The organism is Bradyrhizobium guangdongense, assembly GCF_004114975.1.
Lineage (GTDB): Bacteria > Pseudomonadota > Alphaproteobacteria > Rhizobiales > Xanthobacteraceae > Bradyrhizobium > Bradyrhizobium guangdongense.
Genome location: NZ_CP030051.1, coordinates 6,528,313 through 6,546,489, shown reverse-complemented (window position 1 = coordinate 6,546,489; position 18,177 = coordinate 6,528,313). Strand labels below are relative to the sequence as shown.

The window sequence follows — 18,177 nt, the reverse complement described above, 5'->3', positions numbered from 1 at the left end:
CCATAAGGACGAAGCCAATGCGTAGCGTTAAGTCTCTCCTTGCCGCGGGTGCGGCATCACTGATCTCGTCGATGGCGTTCGCCGCCGATATGCCGATCGCCGCTCCCCCTCCCATGTACGCGCCGCCGGCTCCGCCGGCTGACTTCGGCGGCTGGTATCTGCGCGGCGATATCGGCTTCAGCAATCAGAAGACGAGCGAACTGCGCTACGGCCGCGAGTCGGCTTATTCGCAGCTCACCTCGTTCAACCAGGAAACGTCGTTCGACACCGGCGGCATCTATGGCGTCGGCGCCGGCTACCGTTTCAACAACTGGTTCCGTGCCGACGTGACCGGGCAATACCGCGGCAATGCGAATTTCAAGGGAACGGATCGTTTCACCGGAACCGCAGGCGGGGTGCCTTACAGCGGCATCGACAATTACAGCGCCAGCAAATCCGAATGGCTGGTCCTGGCCAACGCGTATGTCGACCTCGGGACCTGGTGGTGCATCACCCCGTTCATCGGCGCGGGCGTCGGCGGCGCGCGCGTTTCGATCGCGAACTTCACCGACACGGGCATCAACAACCTGGCGGTTGGAAACACGAGCTTCGCGAGCGCACCCACCGGCTCGAAGTGGAATTTCGCCTGGGCGGCCCACGCCGGTCTTGCCTACAAGGTCAATCAGAACCTCGTCCTCGAACTCGCCTACAGCTACGTCGACCTGGGTCCGGGACAGACCGGCGTTCTGTCGGACTACACCGGTGGGACCACCGGCAACGTCTTCAAGTTCAAGGACATCACCTCGCACGACCTGAAGCTCGGCGTGCGCTGGAATCTCGACAACCCGCCGGTTTACGCGCCGCCGCCGCCGCTCGTCACCAAGGGCTGATCGGCAGCCTGATCGCTTAACCTCTCTTAACGGCGCGGGATCATCCCGCGCCGTTTTGCTTTGCATATTTTTCATGGCGAGCGGCGACGAAAACGCCGGACGCAACCATTGGTTAAGGTTAACGAGCCATGATCATCGCGACAGTTCGAGTTTCGATGGAGCGTTGCAATGCGTAGGCTTTGGTTGGTGGCGGTGGTGTTCGGATCTGTGTCCGCCGCACACGCGGCCGACATGCCGGATCTGCCCGTCCTGCGCGGCGGCTTCACCGACGGCCTGTCCAAGACAACCCAAAATTGGGACGGCTTCTATGTCGGCGGCCAGTTCGGCTTCGCCACGACCGACATTGATTTCAGCCGCGCCCCGAAGTCGATGACCGACTTCATGCTTCGCAATAGCATCCTGCAGGCTCCGGTGGGCGGCTGGTCGCTGCTGCCGAAGAACCACGTGCAGTCGACCGGATTCGGCGCCTTTGTAGGCAAGAACTGGCAGTTCTACGACGCCGTGATGGGCGTCGAAGCCAATTACACCTATTTACAGGATGTCTCTAGTACGGCCAGCGACTCCATGACGCGGATCCTCCCCGGCGAAGCGGGCCCGACGGGCCATACCTATACCTACGTCACCACGCTCGGCGGCGGTGCTTCGCTCAAGCTCAAGGACTACGCCACGTTCCGCGGTCGGATCGGTTGGGATGGCGGCGACTTCATGCCTTATGCCTTCGGCGGCCTGGCCATTGGGCGCGCCGAAGTGTCGCGTTTCGCGACCGTGTCCTACGTCAAGCACGACGACTACGACACTACGGTTTCGGTTGGCGGCATCGCCACAACGACCCATCATCAGGACACGATCGATACAGGCGCCTGGTCGAGCGTCGAGCAGCGCACGAACGCCTTCATGTACGGTTGGACCGCCGGTATCGGTCTCGAATACGCGATCTGCGGCAACTTCCTGCTTCGCGGTGAATGGGAGCATGTCGGCTTCTCGGACGTGAAGAACATCAAAGTCGGACTGAACAATTTTCGCCTCGGCGCCGGTTACAAGTTCTGAGCCGTCCCCTGCCTGTTGACAGCTTCCCTTCGTCCTGATGCTCTGGCGCCCAAAGCGGGGCGGCGGCGATGCAGGTTTTCGGCGACAGCAATTCGGGCAATTGTCTGAAGGTGAAGTGGGTCTGCGATCATCTCGCATTGCCCTATCGCTGGATCGAGATCGACACGCGCAAAGGCGAGACGCGCACGCCGCAATTTCTGAAGATGAACGGCGCCGGCCAGGTGCCGACAATTGCTTTCGACGACGGCCGCACGCTGGCGCAGTCCAATGCCATCATCCGCTATCTCGCCCGTGACAGCGCGCTGATCCCGCACGACGCCTTTGCCGCCGCCAAGATGGACGAGTGGCTGTTCTGGGAGCAGTACAGCCACGAGCCCTACATCGCGGTATGCCGTTTCCAGATGGTCTATCTCGGCAAGGATGCCTCCGAACTCGATCCCGACAAGGTCAAGCGCGGCTATGCGGCGCTCGATCGTATGGAGCAGCATCTGGCGTCGAGCCGTTTCTTCACTGGCGAGACGGTTTCGCTCGCCGACGTCTCGCTACTCGCCTATACCCGCGTTGCGCATGAAGGCGGCTTCGATCTCGGCCGCTATCCGGCCGTTCGCCGCTGGATCGGCGAAGCCGAGGCCTTTCTCGGCCTGCCGCCGGCGCGCTGAGCCCTTCGCGTCGAGCTTTTCGCGCCGAGCCTTTCGTGCCGAGCATTGGAGTTGTCTGATGAACGATAAGTCCGTCACCATCCGCCCCGCGCGCCGCGGGGATGTCCCCGCGATCGTGGCGATGCTCGCCGACGATCACCTCGGGCGCGGGCGCGAGCGCCTCGAGGATCCGCTTCCCGCCGTCTATGATCAGGCGTTCGAGCGGGTCGAGCGCGATCCCAATCTTACGCTCGTGGTTGCCGAGAGCGAGGGCAGGGTGGTCGGCTGCCTGCAACTCGCGGTGCTCGCAGGCATCAGCTCGCAAGGCGGCCTTCGCGGTCTGCTCGAGGATGTCCGCGTTGCCGCCGATTGTCGCAGCCGCGGCATCGGCGAACATCTGGTGCGGTGGGCGGTGGCGGAAGCAAAGGCTCGCGGCTGCAACCTCGTCGAACTGCTGACGCATCAGACGAGAACGGATGCGCAGCGTTTTTACAAGCGGCTCGGATTCACAGCGAGTCATGTCGGCATGACTGTCCGCTTTTGAGGCAGTGCGCCGCGGCCGTTGCGCCATCAGCGAATTCGGATCGCGCATTCGTTCATCTTAACAGCTGATAAACTACCCGTTCGACCTTCATGTGGAACCAGGAACGAACGGTGCTACGCAGCGTCAGACACCCGGCTCGGGCGGTTCGGGGATTTCGATGACAAGCTATTCCATGATCAAGGTCGGCAACGATTACGTTGTGCAGGCCAATGACAAATGCATTTTGAAAGTCGGCAGCCGCCGCCGCGCCGCGCAATTGATCAGCGAAGCCACGGACTTGCTGAACGCGCTCGCTGCCGTGGAAAGCCCTGACATCGCGCCGGAATTACCTTCACTCCGTCGTGAGCCGCCGGAAGTTTCTTGACTGGTCTACCCGATTCCCGTATCAGCCGCGGCGGGACACCTCCCCCCAACGGGAGGCTTACTATCTGGAAGGGTAGATCATGACTGTAGCGAAGCCCGCTTCGCGGCCGACCGTGCCGCATTTTTCTTCCGGCCCCTGCGCCAAGCGCCCCGGCTGGAACGCCCAAAATCTCAAAGACGCAGCGCTCGGCCGTTCGCATCGCGCGAAGGTCGGCAAGACCAAGCTCAAGCTCGCGATCGATCTGACGCGCGAAGTGCTTGAAGTGCCCGCCGATTATCGCATCGGCATTGTACCGGCCTCCGATACCGGCGCGGTCGAGATGGCGCTGTGGTCGCTGCTCGGCGCACGGCCCGTCACCACACTCGCCTGGGAATCCTTCGGCGAAGGCTGGGTCAGCGACATCGTCAAGGAATTGAAGCTCAAGGACGTCACCAAGCTGAACGCCGGCTACGGTGAAATTCCTGATCTCTCCAAGGTCGATCCCAAGAGCGACGTGGTCTTCACCTGGAACGGCACCACGTCAGGCGTGCGCGTGCCGAATGCTGACTGGATCAGCGCGAGCCGCGAAGGCCTGACCATCTGCGACGCGACCTCCGCCGCGTTCGCGCAACCGCTCGACTGGGCCAAGCTCGACGTGGTCACCTTCTCCTGGCAGAAGGCGCTCGGCGGCGAAGCCGCGCATGGTATGCTGATCCTGTCGCCCCGTGCGGTGGAGCGGCTCGAGACCTACAAGCCGGCCTGGCCGCTGCCGAAGATCTTCCGCATGACCAAGGGTGGCAAGCTCAACGAGGGCATCTTCGTCGGCGAGACCATCAACACGCCGTCGATGCTCTGCGTCGAGGACTATCTCGACGCGTTGAACTGGGCCAAGTCGATCGGCGGCCTCAAGGCGCTGATCGCCCGCGCCGATGCCAACACCAAGGTGCTGGCCGACTGGAAGGCGAAGACGCCCTGGATCGACTTCCTGGCCAAGGATGCCGCGATCCGCTCCAACACCTCGGTGTGCCTGAAATTCACCGATCCGGCGATCACCTCGCTGTCGGACGACGCGCAGGCCGAGTTCTCCAAGAAGCTGGTCGCCCTCGTCGAGAAGGAAGGCGCCGGCTACGACTTCGCCTATTACCGGGATGCGCCGGCAGGCCTGCGCATCTGGTGCGGCGCCACGGTCGAAGCCAAGGACGTCGAGCTGCTGACGCAGTGGATCGACTGGGCCTTTGCCGAGACCAAGGCGCAGCTCGCCAAGGCGGCGTAAGTTTTCGTTCTTCGCCTCTCCCCGTTCTTACGGGGAGAGGCCGGGTCGCGCAGCGATCCGGGTGAGGGGCTCTCTCCACGAGCAGTTCGCCTGTGGCTGCCCCCACCCCAACCCTCTCCCCGTAACAACGGGGAGAGGGAGAGCAACAAGCTTCCAAGTCACTCATGTTTTCCCCCTGGGGCCGATCCTCCCCTAGGGACGGTGAAGGACACATCCCCATGACCAAACCCAAAGTTCTCATTTCCGACGCGCTCTCGCCCGCTGCCGTGCAGATCTTCAAGGATCGCGGCATCGAGGTCGACTTCCAGCCCAACCTCGGCAAGGACAAGGACAAGCTCGCCGAAATCATCGGCAATTACGACGGCCTTGCGATCCGCTCCGCGACCAAGGCGACCGCCAAGATCCTGGAGAAGGCCACCAACCTCAAGGTGATCGGCCGCGCCGGCATCGGCGTCGACAATGTCGAGATCCCGGCTGCCACGGCCAAGGGCATCATCGTGATGAACACGCCGTTCGGCAATTCGATCACGACTGCCGAGCACGCGATTACGCTGATGCTGGCGCTCGCCCGCGAGATCCCGCAGGCCGACGCCTCGACCCAGGCCGGCAAGTGGGAGAAGAACCGCTTCATGGGCGTCGAGATCACCGGCAAGGTGTTAGGGGTGGTCGGTTGCGGCAATATCGGCTCGATCGTCGCCGACCGCGCGCTCGGCCTGCGCATGAAGGTGATCGCGTTCGATCCGTTCCTGTCGCCGGAGCGCGCCAAGGACATCGGCGTCGAGAAGGTCGAGCTCGATGACCTGCTCAAGCGCGCCGATTTCATCACGCTGCACACCCCGCTGACCGAGAAGACCAAGAACATCATCGATGCGGCCGCGATCGCGAAGATGAAGAAGGGCGTGCGCCTGATCAACTGCGCCCGCGGCGGTCTCGTCGACGAGCAGGCCGTGGTCGATGCGCTCAACGCCAAGCACATCGCCGGCGCCGCCTTCGATGTCTTCGTCGAGGAGCCCGCGACATCGAACGTGCTGTTCGGCCACCCCAACGTGATCTGCACGCCGCATCTCGGCGCTTCCACCACGGAAGCGCAGGAGAACGTCGCGCTGCAGGTCGCCGAGCAGATGTCGGACTATCTCATCTCCGGCGCGATCTCCAACGCGATCAACTTCCCGTCCATCACCGCGGAAGAAGCGCCGAAGCTGAAACCGTTCATCACGCTCGCCGAGAAGCTCGGCTCGTTCGCCGGCCAGCTTACCGACACCGGCATCTCGAAGGTCACGATCACCTATGAGGGTCACGTCGCCGAAATGAAGATCAAGGCGCTGACTTCCGCGGTGCTGTCCGGTCTGTTGCGGCCGATGCTGGGTGAGGTCAACGTCGTGTCCGCGCCCGTCGTCGCCAAGGAGCGCGGCATGGTGGTGGACGAGGTGACGCGCGCCGCGCAGAGTGACTATGAGAGCCTGATCACCGTCACGGTCGCGACCGAACGCCAGGAGCGCTCGGTCTCCGGCACCGTCTATCACGACGGCAAGCCGCGGCTGGTCGACGTCAAGGGCATCCGCGTCGACGCAGAGTTCGGCAAGTCGATGATCTATGTCACCAACGAGGACAAGCCGGGCTTCATCGGAAAGTTCGCGAGCCTCTTGGGCGACGCCAAGCTCAACATCGCGACCTTCCATCTCGGCCGCGTCGCGCCCGGCAGCGATGCCATTGCCCTGGTCGAGGTCGACGGCGCGGTGCCGGCCGACCTGCTCGCCAAGGTGGCGACCCTGCCGCAGGTCAAGCAGGTCAAGGCGCTGACGTTCTGATCCTTCACCTCTCCCGAAGGGAGAGGTGACACAGCGAGCCGGCAGAGCGGGATTCCATATTGCCTGTCGCCGATATATTCCGACCCGCGGAACAACGCCGTCTCCTTCATCGGAGGCGGCGTTTTTGTTTTCCGCAGCCGGCTATCTCAGTGTACCAATGGCGCCAGAACGCTCCGTTCAAGACATTCGACAAGGGAGAAAACAATGCGTGAAGCTGTCATCGTTTCCTATGCGCGCACGGGCCTGGCGAAATCCGGCCGCGGCGGGTTCAACATCACGCCGCCGATGTCGCTCGCGGCGCACGCCATTCATCATGCGGTGGACCGCGCCGGCGTCGAGAAGGATTATGTCGAGGACTGCTATCTCGGCAATTGCGCCCATGGCGCGCCGAACATTGGCCGCCAGGCGGCGCTGCTCGCGGGCCTGCCGAAGTCGACCGGTGGCGTCTCGGTGAACCGCTTCTGCTCCTCGGGCCTGCAGACCATCGCGATGGCCGCGAACTCGATCCGTTCCGACGGCGCCGATTGCATCGTTGCCGGCGGCGTCGAGAGCATCTCGATTCCGGGCGGGCCTCTGCCCAAGGAAGCTGTCGATCCGGACCTGCTCAAGACCGCGCCCGACATCTTCATGGCGATGATCGACACCGCCGACATCGTCGCCGAGCGCTACAAGCTCAGCCGCGAATACCAGGATGAATATTCGCTGGAATCGCAGCGGCGCATGGCGGCCGCGCAGCAGGCCGGCAAGTTCAAGGACGAAATCGTCCCGATGAAGACCAAGATGAAGGTCGTCGACAAGGCGACCAAGGCCGAGAGCATCGTCGACTATGTCGTCGATCGCGACGAATGCAACCGCCCCGAGACCACGCTGGAAGGCTTGGCAAAGCTCGAGCCGGTGAAGGGACCGGGCAAGTTCGTCACCGCCGGCAATGCCAGCCAGCTCTCCGACGGCGCCGCCGCGGTGGTGCTGATGGAGGCCAAGGACGCGGAGAAGCGCGGCCTCAAGCCGATGGGCCGCTTCGTCGCCTGGGCGGCGGCGGGCTGCGAGCCGGACGAGATGGGCATCGGTCCGATCTTCGCGGTGCCGAAGCTGCTCAAGCGTCACGGCCTGAAGATCGACGACATCGACCTCTGGGAGCTCAACGAAGCCTTCGCCAGCCAGTGCCTCTACTCACGCGACAAGCTCGGCATCGATCCGGCCAAGTACAACGTCAACGGCGGCTCGATCGCGATCGGCCATCCGTTCGGCATGACCGGTGCCCGCCTCACCGGCCACCTCCTCCAGGAAGGCGCGCGCCGCAAGGCGAAGTGGGGCGTCGTGACCATGTGCATCGGCGGCGGCCAGGGCGGCGCCGGCCTGTTCGAGATCTACAGCTGAGGCGATTGCCTCACCGGACCTTTCAAGATGGGAACACGGCGCCATGAGCGCCGTGTTTTTGCGACCACTCTTGTGCACGCCGCCGTGCATAAAGGGAGTATTTGTGGCGGAATGCACGTATTAGTACGTGTCCGCAAATTAACGGAAGCTTTTACGGGTTAGCGTCTCATCGACCGCATCCATCCCAACCGGCTTGGCGACCAAGATGCGGCTCCTCTCTCTTCGTCTCACCCACAAGATCACGGCGATCGGCGTCATCGGCCTCGTCGGTGTCCTCCTCATCGGCGGTATTCATCTCTACGGCGAGCGGGCGATGGGCCTGTCGCGCGCCGTCGCCGAGAATGCGCGCGGGATCTCCGAGCTGAACGGCCGGATCGCGGTTGAGCTGCTCGAAGGCCGCCGCGCCGAAAAGGATTTCCTGCTGCGCAACGATGCAGGCAAGGTCCAGCGCCAGATCGAGATCGGCAAGCAGGTTGCCCTCGACATCGAGAAGCTTCGCGACAGGATTGCGGCCCTCGGCAACGTCGAGCTGGTGCAGAAGATCGACGCGATGAAGTCGTCGCTGAAGACCTATCAAGCCCGCTTCGACGCGGTGGTGGAGCAGCGGCAGCGTCTCGGTCTCGACGAGAATTCAGGCCTCGAGGGGCGCCTGCGCGCTTCCGTCCACGACATCGAGAGCAAGGTGGATCAGCTGCATGATGCGCCGCTCAAGGTGATCATGCTGATGATGCGCCGGCACGAGAAGGATTTCATGCTGCGTCGCGATGCCAAATACGGCGGCGAGATGAAGAAGCGCGCCTCGGAATTCGCAAGTACCGTCGACGCCGCCGCCGTTCCCGAGGCCGCCAAGGCCGAGCTGCGCGCGAAGCTGTCGGACTATCAACGCGACTTCTCCGCCTGGATGGAGACGGCGCTCAAGCTCGCGACGGAATTGAAGGCGATGTCGGAAGCGTTCGCGGCGGTCGAGCCCGTCATCGAGCAGGTCTCGCAATCGGTCGAAGGCATGCGCGTCGAGGCCGACCGGCTCAACGAGACCGAGCGCGCCAGCATCCAGTTCTGGATCGCGGTGGCGATCGCGCTCATTGCCTGTGCCGTGCTGGGTCTCGGTGTCTTCATCGGCCGCTCGGTCTCGCAACCGCTCGCTTTGATGCGGGCGGCGATGATCGAGCTGGCCAAGGGCAATTTCGCCATCGTGCTGCCCGGCCTCGGCCGCCCTGACGAGATCGGCGAGATCGCGCAGGCCGTCGAGACGTTCAAGATCAACGCCGAGCGGAAGGCACGCGCGGAAGCCGAAGAGAAGATCAGGCAGGACAGGCTCGCCGCCGAGCGCCGCCGCGCCGACATGATCAGGATGGCCGATGATTTCGAGGGCGCAATCGGCGAGATCGTCGAGACTGTGTCCTCCGCTGCCACCGAGCTCGAGGCGTCGGCGACCTCGCTGACCTCGACCGCGGGCCGGTCGACCGAGCTTGCCACGCTGGTCGAGGCCGCCTCGGAAGAGGCCGCCACCAACGTGCAGTCGGTGGCATCGGCGGCGGAAGAGCTGACCGCTTCCGTCAACGAGATCAGCCGCCAGGTGCAGGCGTCCGCGCGCATCGCCGGCGAGGCCGTCAGCCAGGCGGGCCAGACCAACGATCGCGTCGGCGAATTGTCGAGGGCGGCCGCGCGGATCGGCGACGTGGTCGAGCTCATCAACGCCATCGCCGGCCAGACCAACCTTCTGGCGCTCAACGCCACCATCGAGGCCGCGCGCGCCGGCGAGGCGGGGCGCGGCTTCGCCGTGGTCGCGTCCGAGGTCAAGGCGCTGGCCGAGCAGACCGCGAAGGCGACCGGCGAGATCGGTCAGCAGATCGCGAGCATCCAGGGCGCCACCAACGAGTCCGTCGGTGCGATCAGGACGATCGGCGGCACGATCGAGCGCCTGTCCGAGATCTCGTCCACCATCGCATCCGCCGTCGAACAGCAGGGCGCCGCGACCAGCGAGATCTCGCGCAACGTCCAGAGCGCGGCGGCCGGCACCACGCAGGTCAGCGCCAATATCAGCAATGTCAGGCAGGGCGCGGTCGAGACCGGCTCGGCGTCGACGCAGGTGCTGTCGGCGGCGAAATCCCTGTCCGGCGACAGCAACCGCCTCAAGTTCGAGGTCGGCAAGTTCCTCGAGACGGTGCGCGCGGCATAGGCGCCAAGCTTATTCGCGTCGGCTCGGAAATCTTTGCGTCGCCGGGCGTTAAGCGCGACGGGGCGAGGTCGAGGAGAACGCTCATGCGGACGATAATGGCAGCTATCCTTCTGACGGCTCCGCTGCTGGCCGGGCCGGCGATGGCGCAGAACCAGAACGTGCAGAACGAGGCCGACAAGGGCATCAAGACGCAGAATTCCGGCGCCTCGGGCTATGTCGGAGACCAGGACAAGCCGGGTGCGGCGACGTCCATGCCGGGAGACCGCAGCGCTGACAAGACCAGTGGTGCTGCCACATCGCCCAGCGCGCAGAATTCAGGCGCCGGAATCGCGGGAGCGCCCGGCAACAAGAACGGTCCGCCCGCGAAGTCGGGAACCGTCGGCGCGGCCACGCAGAATCCCACCGTGCAGGAGCAGGACCCGTCGAACATCAAGGGCCTGCCCGGCAACAAGAGCGGCCCGCCGGCGAAGCGCTAGGTTCTTGCTACGCCCTTGCCGTCACCGGCGCGAACGTCACCTCGATCAGCGTGCCCTGGCCGGCGTTCTTGATGTTGAACTGGGCGCGGTTGGCTTCGACCAGCGCCTTGGTCAACGACAGGCTGAGCGCGGAACTGTCGGCGGCGTCCCCCGGCGGCGGGGTGCGGAACGGCTCCATGGCGGCGGCGACTTCCGTCTCGCTGAGGCCGTGGCCGGTGTCGCGGATGCGAAGCGCGATCTCGCCGCGGTCGTTGAGCGCGGTGGAGACGATGACCTGGCCGCCGGCACTCGCCAGTTTGATGGAGTTGGAGATCAGATTCATCGTCACCTGACGCAGCGCGCGCGCATCCGCCGTCACCTGCGGCAGCGCATGCGCGAGCGAGGTGCGGATGATGATGCGCTCGCGATTGGCCTGCGGCTGCATCACGGTGACGCAGGCTTCGACCAGGTCGTTGAGATTCACATTGGCAAAATTCAGATCGAGCTTGCCGGTCTCGATCCGCGACAGCTCGAGCAGATCGTCGATGATGGTGATCACCCGTTCGCCGGAGGCGCGGATGTCCTTCATGTATTCGCCGTAGCGCTCGTTGCCGAGCGCGCCGAAGCGTTCGGAGATCATCACCTCGGCAAAGCCGATGATGGCGTTGAGCGGCGTGCGGATCTCGTGGCTGATCCGCGCCAGCATGTCGGCCTTGGCATTCGCCGCGCCGTCGACCAGGCGTCGCGCCTGCGTCAGCTCGCTCTCGCCCTTCTTCGCGTGTGACAGGTCGCGGAACACGGCGAAGAAGTTCGGGCCGTCGGGCCGCGTGCGGCCCATGATCATGGCGAGCGGCAGCACGCCGCCCTTCTTTTCGCGGCCCAGCACCTCGCGGCCGTGGTCGAGCAGGCTCGCGATGTCCTGGCTCCTGATGCTGTTGAGATAATCCATCACGACCTGCTGGCTCTCGGGCGCGAACAGCGTCAGTAAATTCTGCTGCAGCAGCGCCTCGCCGTCATAGCCGAACAGCGCCTCGGCGCTGCGGTTGCAGGCGTGGATGTTGCCTTCGGCATCGAACATCACGATGCCCTCGGCCGTGGTGTCGAGGATCGCGGCGAGATCTTCCGCCTCGGCTTCGCCCGCCTCCGGCTCGGGCGCGAAGATGACGGGCTCGTCGACCTCGGTCTCGGCGGCGACGGGCGGCGCAGCCACCGGCGCCACGACGACGGGCGCTACTTGCGGCAGCGCGCAGATCAGCGCGTGCGCGCTTTCGCCGTTCCAGTCGATCGTGTGCAGATGCGCATCCGTGGTCGCCAGCGGCGCTTCGCCGTCAGCGACAGTCGCGCTGATCGTCACCGGCGTGCCCGATTGCGACGTGCTGCTGGCCGCGGAAACACCCGGCTCGACATAGAGCGCATCGAGCCCGCCGGCCTCTTCCAGCGCGGCGAGGTCGGCATAGCCCATGCGCGCGAGGAAGGCGGGGTTGGCGTAGAGCAGGCGATCGAGCCGGTAGATCAGGATGCCCGTCGGCATCAGATCGAGCAGCGTCCGGTCGCGGGCGCTGTCGCCGCGCGCGGGCGGCGCCGGCTCGGTCAGCCATTCGGCCGCGGCGGCGGGCGGCGCGGCGAGCTCCGAGATCGCGGGCTCCGTGATGACCGCATCATGCGGCATCACCGCTTCAGGCGCGATCTCGTCCGCCGGCGGCTCGGCCGCAACGGAGGCCATCTGCTCGCGCTCGCGTTCGAGCCGCTCGGACAATTGCCGCGCCAGCTCGTTGAACGCGCTGTTCTCGACCGGCGTCAGCGTCGGCGGTCTCTGGTCGGTTTGTGACTTGAGATCACCGGGTGCGCGGAACGGCACGACATTTGGAGGCGTTTCCACTGATGTTTCCGGCTCGGTTGGGTGTGAATTCGCTTCGGTGAAAAGTGCGGGCGGTTCGGGCTCAATTGCAGTCGGCGGTTCAGGCTCCGGCGGCGGCGATGCCTCGACCGCAGGTGCTTCGGTTTCAGGCTCGGCCACATCGGCGGCAGGGCCGTGCTCAGCGGCGAGCAGCTCAAACCGCCGGAGCGCATCGAGCCGGTTGAGCGCATCGAGATCGCGGCAGACGCCAAAACCCTTGAAGCCGGCAAAGTTGCGCTCGACATCATAGACCGGCAGGCCGGCCAGCTCGACCGCCAGATGTTCGCCGCCGTCGGCCGGCCAGTTCACGGTGATGCCAGCCCAGGTGTCGTGGCTCGCCAGCGCCTGCGCGACGCGCCCGTCGGGGTCGAGCGAAAAATCCTCCGATATCTCGCGCCAGGGCCGGCCGAAGCGGGCCGCGGTATGCGCACCGATCAGGCGGATGAATTCGCCCGGAGCCAGCATAAAGCGCCCCTCCGCATCCATCTGCCAGAGGAAACGCAGCGGATGCTGGCGCGGTGTCTCCGCTCGGGGCTGCGGCTCGACCATGGGTGAGGTGATCGGCGCAGCTTGCGGCGGCACGATGGCTTCAGGCGGGTTTTCAACCGGCGTTTCCGCTACCGTTTCGACTGCCGGTTCGGGCGGCGTCTCTGTGGGGACCGGCGTCTCGGCGGGCGCGGGCGTCTCGGCCGGCTCGGCAAACGGGTCGAACAGCGCGATCCCGGAATCATGCGCGTCCGCCGCTGGAATCTCCTGTTGCGCCGGCTCGGGCGGCGCATCGGGCGCAGCCTCGGGCACGCTCTCAGCAGCCTGCGCCACCGCGGGCTCGATCAGCGCGACCAGACCGACATCGGCGCCGGCGCCGACCCGTTGCAGCACCATCTTGCCGATGCCGATCGGCATCTCGACGCGGCCTTTGCTCAGTGCGTCGCTGCGCGCCTGCTCGAGCCCGGCGTCGCCGAGATCGCGAAAGCCGAGCAGGGCGCGTGCCGCCTCGCTGGCGCCGGCGAACATGCCATCTGGCGCGAACGCCGCCATCGGCACGTCAGCACCGTCGACCAGGCGATGCAGCCGCTCGACCAGCGGCATGCTGCGCGCGGCTGCATCCATCGCGGTGACCAGCACGCCTTCGCTCCCGTCGGCAAAGGAGAGCCGTGCGCAGGCGCAGGTCATCAGCGCACCAAGCTTCGCACCGAAGCCGCGCAGCCGCTCCAGCCTGGCGGCGCCGCTCGCGGACAGAAGGCGACCGAGCCGGGCGACCTGGCGGCGATGGACGTCGGCGGGGCCGAAGGTCTTTTGCGCAAGCGCAGCCGCATTGGCCGCGCCGAAGAATGTCGCGCCGACCGGATTGGCCCACAGCACCCGCGTGCCGTCGGGCGACCACAGCCAGGCCGGCAGGGGTGAGGTCGCATGCACGGACAGCCTGGGATCGCCGACGCCTCGCAACTGGAAATCCGAATTGGTCATCGGGAAGGCTTCAGGTCTCGCTGTCACGCGTCACGCCGGGCTGACCGGAATGGCAGCCTTAAGAAAGAGTTAGTATCGCCCGTGGGCGCGGGCAGGTCCACGGCCGCAGCCTATGAGGGGTGTCCTAATGCCGCGATAACCTTAATGCGGCTGAACCCGCAAGCCGCGCGACCGCTGCATCCGCAGGAATCCGCGGGGCTCTCCTACGCGCTGGCCGTCATTCCAGGGCGCAATGGCCACCCGGAGAAAAGTGCGTTCCCTCCCCCTTGTGGGGGAGGGCTAGGGAGAGGGGTGGCCCAGCAATCGGTATCCGTGGTCGATGGATAGAACGCAGCAGGTCAACCGAGAGAACGCTGCCGCTCAATGGAGTCCGGGCCCGCAGGCGAAATCCGCAACCCCCGGTTCCTCACCGCAGGAACCTCGCCTTGAGATTAAATTATCGCAACGCACCCCGCGCACGCATTGCGCTGCACAATGTTGACATGTTAGGCAGCCATATTGCTGGGCGCTGGACGAGACATCTCGTTTGTTTTGCGTATCCAGTCTTTCGTACCCGCCACCTCGTAACAAGAAATGGCCCCCGGTTGGGCCGGCGGGCGCGCCAGAAGGCTCACTCCATTTTTTCATTATCGAGAGGGACCAACCATGACAGGTGCGACTGATCCGTTTTCTGCCTCGATCATCCCGTTCGAGGTTCCCGAGCAGATGCGTGCGTTCGCCGAAAAGGGCGTGTCGCAGGCCCGCGAGACCTACGCCAAGTTCAAGGACGCCGCCGAAACCCACAACGGCACCGTCGAAGCCGTGTTCGCCTCGGCGAGCAAGGGCGTGAGCGAGTACACCGCCAAGCTGATGGAATTCGCCAAGGCCAACACCACGGCCCATCTCGATTTCGCCCAGGAGCTGCTCGGCACCAAATCGCCGACCGACGCCTTCCAGCTCTGGACCGGCCACGCCAAGACCCAGCTCGAGACCTTCCAGGCCCAGGCCAAGGAGCTCGTCGAGCTGACCCAGCGCGTCGCCGCCGAGACCGCCGAGCCGATCAAGGCCGGCGCCTCCAAGCTCTACAATCCCGCCGCCTGATCAACCCGGCGGATCGACCCAATCAGGAAACCCGGGCCCACCAGCCCGGGTTTTTCTTTCTTCACCCCTCCCAAAGGGAGAGGTCGGCACGGCCCCGGCGATGCGAAGCATCGTCCGCCCGGTGATGCGAAGCATCGTCCGGCGGGATCCGGGTGAGGGGTTCAGGTCCCACGAGGTAAACCACCGCCAGCCGCTCGAATCCCGCGATTTTCATCGCGCTTTTGGAGGCAAATAACGCCCTTTGCGGCCTTGCCAAAAACCCCCGTTGCACCTAGTTTCCGCCCCGTCCAGCCCCCTCGGCATCAGCCCCTTTTCAAGGGCGCCCCAAGGCGCGGCTCGCAAGGATGCAGTTGTAGCTCAGTTGGTTAGAGCGCCTGTCTGTGGAACAGGAGGTCGGTGGTTCGAGCCCACCCAACTGTACCAGCACAGTTGAATTGCCCTGCAATCCCGGCATCTTACTGATAGACCTGATGTATTTGCGCCGCCTAAAATACAAAAGGCGTCACAAATGGCATTGCGAATGGCTGCGTTAAGTCGTGCTTCGGATGGGCGATGGTTTGCCCGCAAAGGCATCCCCTAGGATGTTCGTGTCGAGTACCACCGCCTCTACGGCGTCAAACGTGAAGCTCACCTCAAGCTTCCTGCGGACACTCCTTGGCACGAGGCAAAGATGCGCAAGGCCGAGTGGGAAGCGGAGGTAGAGACGCGCATTGCCACACTCCGAGCCCAGCGCAATGGCAAGGGCCAGCCTCTCACCAAACTCAACGCAATCGCGCTTGCCGGACGATGGTACAACTGGTTCGTGAAGCAGTACGAGGATGATCCCGGGCCGGCGAGCCGTTGGCGAGAAACGGCCAACTACTTCGTGTGGGATGTGCTGCGGGATGAGGCCCCTCAAAGTTATGAGGAAGACCCCGGCTCAGACCCGCACTGCGACTGGGAGAAGGCGCCCGAGGTTCGTGAGGCGGTGCGGCCGCATGTGGCTGAGCTGGCGCGCACAGCAAGTTTCCTTGCCAGCGAGGGTAGGGCTTTGAATGCTACCGCGTACGCGCTCTTCGTGGACGCCGTTAGCGACAACCTGTTACCCGCCCTGTCGCTCCTTGAGAGACGGGCGGAAGGTGATTACTCGCGCGATAACACCCCAGACGCCTTCCCGCCGTTCACAGATGGATCCCGGCTTGGCTCATCAGGAGTGAGTTGCTGGGAGCTTTTCGAGGCCTTTGTGCTCGCAACGAAGCCTGCACCCAAAACGGTGTCTCGATGGCGCGCGGTTTTCCTTGAGATGCAGCGAGAGTTTGCCGACGTGGGGGCAAATGGGATCACGGAGGACGCCGCGCGCAAATGGGTGCACGGCCTGATTACTGAGGAGCGTCAGGCAATCACGGTACGCGAGGTGTGGCTGTCGTCCTCTCGGCGCGTCTTTGGCTGGGCTCGTGAACACAAGCGCATTGCGCAGAATCCCTTCAAGGAGGTGCGGGTGGATGTTCCGCGAAGGGTGCAGACCCGCGAGGAGGGCCGCAGCTTCACCGATTCAGAGGCAAGCACTATCCTCAAAGCGAGCCTGTCCATTCAGAAGCCAGCCACGCCTACTGAGCGGGCGCGCCGCTGGGTGCCGTGGCTGTGTGCATACTCGGGAGCGCGGCCTGGAGAAATCACGCAGCTGCGGGGCGTCGACGTGGAGGACCGCAAGGGCTTGTTCGTGATGAAGCTCACGCCAGATGCAGGCACGATCAAGACAGCGAAGGCTCGCACGGTCCCTATTCACGAGCACCTCGTCAGGCAAGGCTTCATTGAGATGGTGAAGCAAGTTGGGAAGGGCGCGCTGTTCTACAACGACAAGACACCGCAGCGAGTGAGCGATAATCCGTTGAAGCCTTCGCGGTCGCGCGCCGACACCGCCCGAGCCCACCTCGGGGAATGGGTCCGTGGCTTGGGCGTCAATGACCCTGAACTCAGTCCGAACCATGCGTGGCGACATACTTTCAAACGCCGCGCTGACGAGATTGGAATGCCTGAGAAGATGAACGATGCGATAACCGGGCACACTCAAGCCACGGAAGGCAGAAAGTACGGTGCGCCTACCGCGGCCGCTATGGCCGAGGCGCTAAAGAAGTTTCCTCGGTACAAGCTCGATTGATGGGGTTTGCTGGATAGCGTCGCGCGTGAGAACATCGGTCCTGTGAGGCGCTCGCATGGGCCCAAGGGAAATCCATGAGGGGCAGGATCTAACCCATGTCGGCTGATGTGCGAGAAGCGGACGTGACCTGAGAAGATCGGCAGGTCTACTTGTGACCCCAAGCGGAATACGCCGTGATGCCGCCGTGCCGGATAGAGATTCCGTGGAACCTTTAGACCGCTGTGATAATTGTTCCCCATCATCGGCCGTGGCTCTGCCCGTAGGCGTCGATGGCTGAGAGACGCTTCTGTGCTCCCGCCTGCAAGACAGGGAGCACGCCATGCCGATCCGTCGAGTTCATTACCCATTGCAAAGCGATGCCGCGCACATCGAAATGGCGCGAGAGGCCGTTCGCGAGGCTATGGAGGTGTTGAGGCAGTCGACGCCCGATACCTTCCTCGGCCGTGAGACCTACAAGCCTTTTCCGAGACAAAATAAGGAAGATAACATAGGACATAGCAACGGAAGTTTGCCGCAGGCATCATCGCAGGATGAATGATCCGCTGCTTGATCGTGCTCAGCTGGCCATCGAGGAGAGCCAAGCTCTTCAAAAGACAAAGCTCGCCTTGCAGGCCGAACAGCTGCATCGTCGCGAGGCACTTCGCCTCAGCGTGATGGAGAACGCGATGTATCGGACGGAAATCAAAGCGTACCGGGAAGATCGCGATTAAATGGACTATTTAGCGAACGCAAAGCGGTACCGCGACCAAGCCGAAGAATTCCGAGCCAAGAGCGATCTGATGAAAGACCCGGAGACGAGTGCTCAATACAGCCGGATGGCAGACGCTTATGACAAGCTAGCGGAAGGCCAGGACGACTTGGCTCGGAACGTAAAGGCGAAGTAAGCCTAAAGGGTTTTCCATGATCGAAAAGCGGCCGCCAAAGAAGCCGATTGCCGACAACAACAAGCTCTCTCCGCAAGAGGAGATGCGTGAAATGATCCGTGCGGACATAGAGGAGCAGCGCGAGCTCGTTGAAAAGCTAAAATCCAAGATGAACTAGTGTACTGTCCCATTTTGGCGCC

At 64.0% G+C, this 18,177-nt stretch carries 16 protein-coding genes and 1 tRNA gene; 16 read left to right on the top strand and 1 reads right to left on the bottom strand.

Annotated features, from left to right (window positions below; translation table 11 throughout):
• Positions 1 to 17: 17 nt before the first annotated feature.
• The 10 genes from X265_RS31275 (at position 18) to X265_RS41570 (ending at position 10,554) form a co-directional block, all read left to right on the top strand.
• Entirely contained in the window at positions 18 to 869 is an 852-nt protein-coding gene (locus X265_RS31275) for an outer membrane protein (protein WP_244659347.1), read from the top strand.
• 168 nt (positions 870 to 1,037) lie between these two features.
• Positions 1,038 to 1,916: an outer membrane protein gene (locus X265_RS31270; protein ID WP_128968310.1), complete on the top strand. Its 879-nt coding sequence runs from the start codon at positions 1,038 to 1,040 to the stop codon at positions 1,914 to 1,916.
• Positions 1,917 to 1,984: 68 nt separating this feature from the next.
• The gene (locus X265_RS31265; RefSeq protein ID WP_128968309.1) at positions 1,985 to 2,575 is read left to right on the top strand and encodes a glutathione S-transferase family protein; all 591 of its coding nucleotides are present in this window, start codon (positions 1,985 to 1,987) and stop codon (positions 2,573 to 2,575) included.
• 58 nt (positions 2,576 to 2,633) lie between these two features.
• The gene (locus X265_RS31260; protein WP_128968308.1) at positions 2,634 to 3,098 is read left to right on the top strand and encodes a GNAT family N-acetyltransferase; all 465 of its coding nucleotides are present in this window, start codon (positions 2,634 to 2,636) and stop codon (positions 3,096 to 3,098) included.
• Positions 3,099 to 3,270: 172 nt separating this feature from the next.
• On the top strand, positions 3,271 to 3,462 hold the full coding sequence (locus tag X265_RS31255; RefSeq protein WP_244659348.1) for a hypothetical protein: 192 nt from the start codon (positions 3,271 to 3,273) through the stop codon (positions 3,460 to 3,462).
• Between the two features lie 79 nt (positions 3,463 to 3,541).
• Positions 3,542 to 4,714, top strand: a complete 1,173-nt coding sequence (locus tag X265_RS31250) for a phosphoserine transaminase (RefSeq protein WP_128968307.1) — start codon at positions 3,542 to 3,544, stop codon at positions 4,712 to 4,714.
• A 218-nt stretch (positions 4,715 to 4,932) separates the two neighbouring features.
• Positions 4,933 to 6,522: a phosphoglycerate dehydrogenase gene (gene serA, locus X265_RS31245; RefSeq protein ID WP_128968306.1), complete on the top strand. Its 1,590-nt coding sequence runs from the start codon at positions 4,933 to 4,935 to the stop codon at positions 6,520 to 6,522.
• Positions 6,523 to 6,726: 204 nt separating this feature from the next.
• Positions 6,727 to 7,899, top strand: a complete 1,173-nt coding sequence (locus tag X265_RS31240) for a thiolase family protein (RefSeq protein ID WP_128968305.1) — start codon at positions 6,727 to 6,729, stop codon at positions 7,897 to 7,899.
• 205 nt (positions 7,900 to 8,104) lie between these two features.
• Positions 8,105 to 10,078, top strand: coding sequence for a methyl-accepting chemotaxis protein (locus tag X265_RS31235; protein WP_128968304.1), 1,974 nt, complete (start codon positions 8,105 to 8,107; stop codon positions 10,076 to 10,078).
• Between the two features lie 251 nt (positions 10,079 to 10,329).
• Positions 10,330 to 10,554 carry a hypothetical protein gene (locus X265_RS41570; protein ID WP_244659350.1) on the top strand — a complete coding sequence of 75 codons (225 nt, stop codon included), beginning with the start codon at positions 10,330 to 10,332 and terminating at the stop codon, positions 10,552 to 10,554.
• Positions 10,555 to 10,561: 7 nt separating this feature from the next.
• Here the strand turns inward: X265_RS41570 and X265_RS31225 are convergent, their stop codons facing one another.
• Positions 10,562 to 13,897, bottom strand: coding sequence for a PAS domain-containing protein (locus X265_RS31225; protein WP_164938878.1), 3,336 nt, complete (start codon positions 13,895 to 13,897; stop codon positions 10,562 to 10,564).
• Between the two features lie 645 nt (positions 13,898 to 14,542).
• Between X265_RS31225 and X265_RS31220 the strand changes: the two genes are divergently transcribed.
• From X265_RS31220 to X265_RS40820, 6 genes are all read left to right on the top strand, one after another.
• The gene (locus tag X265_RS31220; RefSeq protein WP_128968301.1) at positions 14,543 to 14,977 is read left to right on the top strand and encodes a phasin; all 435 of its coding nucleotides are present in this window, start codon (positions 14,543 to 14,545) and stop codon (positions 14,975 to 14,977) included.
• Positions 14,978 to 15,323: 346 nt separating this feature from the next.
• Positions 15,324 to 15,400: transfer RNA gene (locus X265_RS31215), tRNA-His, on the top strand.
• Between the two features lie 247 nt (positions 15,401 to 15,647).
• Entirely contained in the window at positions 15,648 to 17,114 is a 1,467-nt protein-coding gene (locus X265_RS31210) for a tyrosine-type recombinase/integrase (protein WP_128968300.1), read from the top strand.
• Positions 17,115 to 17,433: 319 nt separating this feature from the next.
• Positions 17,434 to 17,652: a hypothetical protein gene (locus tag X265_RS31205; protein WP_128968299.1), complete on the top strand. Its 219-nt coding sequence runs from the start codon at positions 17,434 to 17,436 to the stop codon at positions 17,650 to 17,652.
• Positions 17,645 to 17,824, top strand: a complete 180-nt coding sequence (locus X265_RS31200; RefSeq protein WP_128968298.1) for a hypothetical protein — start codon at positions 17,645 to 17,647, stop codon at positions 17,822 to 17,824. The genes X265_RS31205 and X265_RS31200 overlap by 8 nt, the downstream gene beginning before the upstream one ends.
• Positions 17,825 to 18,014: 190 nt before the next feature.
• Positions 18,015 to 18,155: a hypothetical protein gene (locus tag X265_RS40820; RefSeq protein WP_164938877.1), complete on the top strand. Its 141-nt coding sequence runs from the start codon at positions 18,015 to 18,017 to the stop codon at positions 18,153 to 18,155.
• The last annotated feature ends 22 nt before the right edge of the window (positions 18,156 to 18,177 follow it).

Excerpts from the sequence above, each read along its gene's own strand:
- X265_RS31210 (WP_128968300.1), top strand. The coding sequence starts at position 15,648 with ATGCGCAAGGCCGAGTGGGAAGCGGAGGTAGAGACGCGCATTGCCACA.
- X265_RS31240 (WP_128968305.1), top strand. The coding sequence starts at position 6,727 with ATGCGTGAAGCTGTCATCGTTTCCTATGCGCGCACGGGCCTGGCGAAA.
- X265_RS31255 (WP_244659348.1), top strand. The coding sequence starts at position 3,271 with ATGATCAAGGTCGGCAACGATTACGTTGTGCAGGCCAATGACAAATGC.
- X265_RS31205 (WP_128968299.1), top strand. The coding sequence starts at position 17,434 with ATGCCGATCCGTCGAGTTCATTACCCATTGCAAAGCGATGCCGCGCAC.
- X265_RS31250 (WP_128968307.1), top strand. The coding sequence starts at position 3,542 with ATGACTGTAGCGAAGCCCGCTTCGCGGCCGACCGTGCCGCATTTTTCT.
- X265_RS31225 (WP_164938878.1), bottom strand. The coding sequence starts at position 13,897 with ATGACCAATTCGGATTTCCAGTTGCGAGGCGTCGGCGATCCCAGGCTG.
- X265_RS31265 (WP_128968309.1), top strand. The coding sequence starts at position 1,985 with ATGCAGGTTTTCGGCGACAGCAATTCGGGCAATTGTCTGAAGGTGAAG.
- serA (WP_128968306.1), top strand. The coding sequence starts at position 4,933 with ATGACCAAACCCAAAGTTCTCATTTCCGACGCGCTCTCGCCCGCTGCC.
- X265_RS31220 (WP_128968301.1), top strand. The coding sequence starts at position 14,543 with ATGACAGGTGCGACTGATCCGTTTTCTGCCTCGATCATCCCGTTCGAG.
- X265_RS31270 (WP_128968310.1), top strand. The coding sequence starts at position 1,038 with ATGCGTAGGCTTTGGTTGGTGGCGGTGGTGTTCGGATCTGTGTCCGCC.
- X265_RS31275 (WP_244659347.1), top strand. The coding sequence starts at position 18 with ATGCGTAGCGTTAAGTCTCTCCTTGCCGCGGGTGCGGCATCACTGATC.
- X265_RS31260 (WP_128968308.1), top strand. The coding sequence starts at position 2,634 with ATGAACGATAAGTCCGTCACCATCCGCCCCGCGCGCCGCGGGGATGTC.
- X265_RS31200 (WP_128968298.1), top strand. The coding sequence starts at position 17,645 with ATGAATGATCCGCTGCTTGATCGTGCTCAGCTGGCCATCGAGGAGAGC.
- X265_RS40820 (WP_164938877.1), top strand. The coding sequence starts at position 18,015 with ATGATCGAAAAGCGGCCGCCAAAGAAGCCGATTGCCGACAACAACAAG.
- X265_RS41570 (WP_244659350.1), top strand. The coding sequence starts at position 10,330 with ATGCCGGGAGACCGCAGCGCTGACAAGACCAGTGGTGCTGCCACATCG.
- X265_RS31235 (WP_128968304.1), top strand. The coding sequence starts at position 8,105 with ATGCGGCTCCTCTCTCTTCGTCTCACCCACAAGATCACGGCGATCGGC.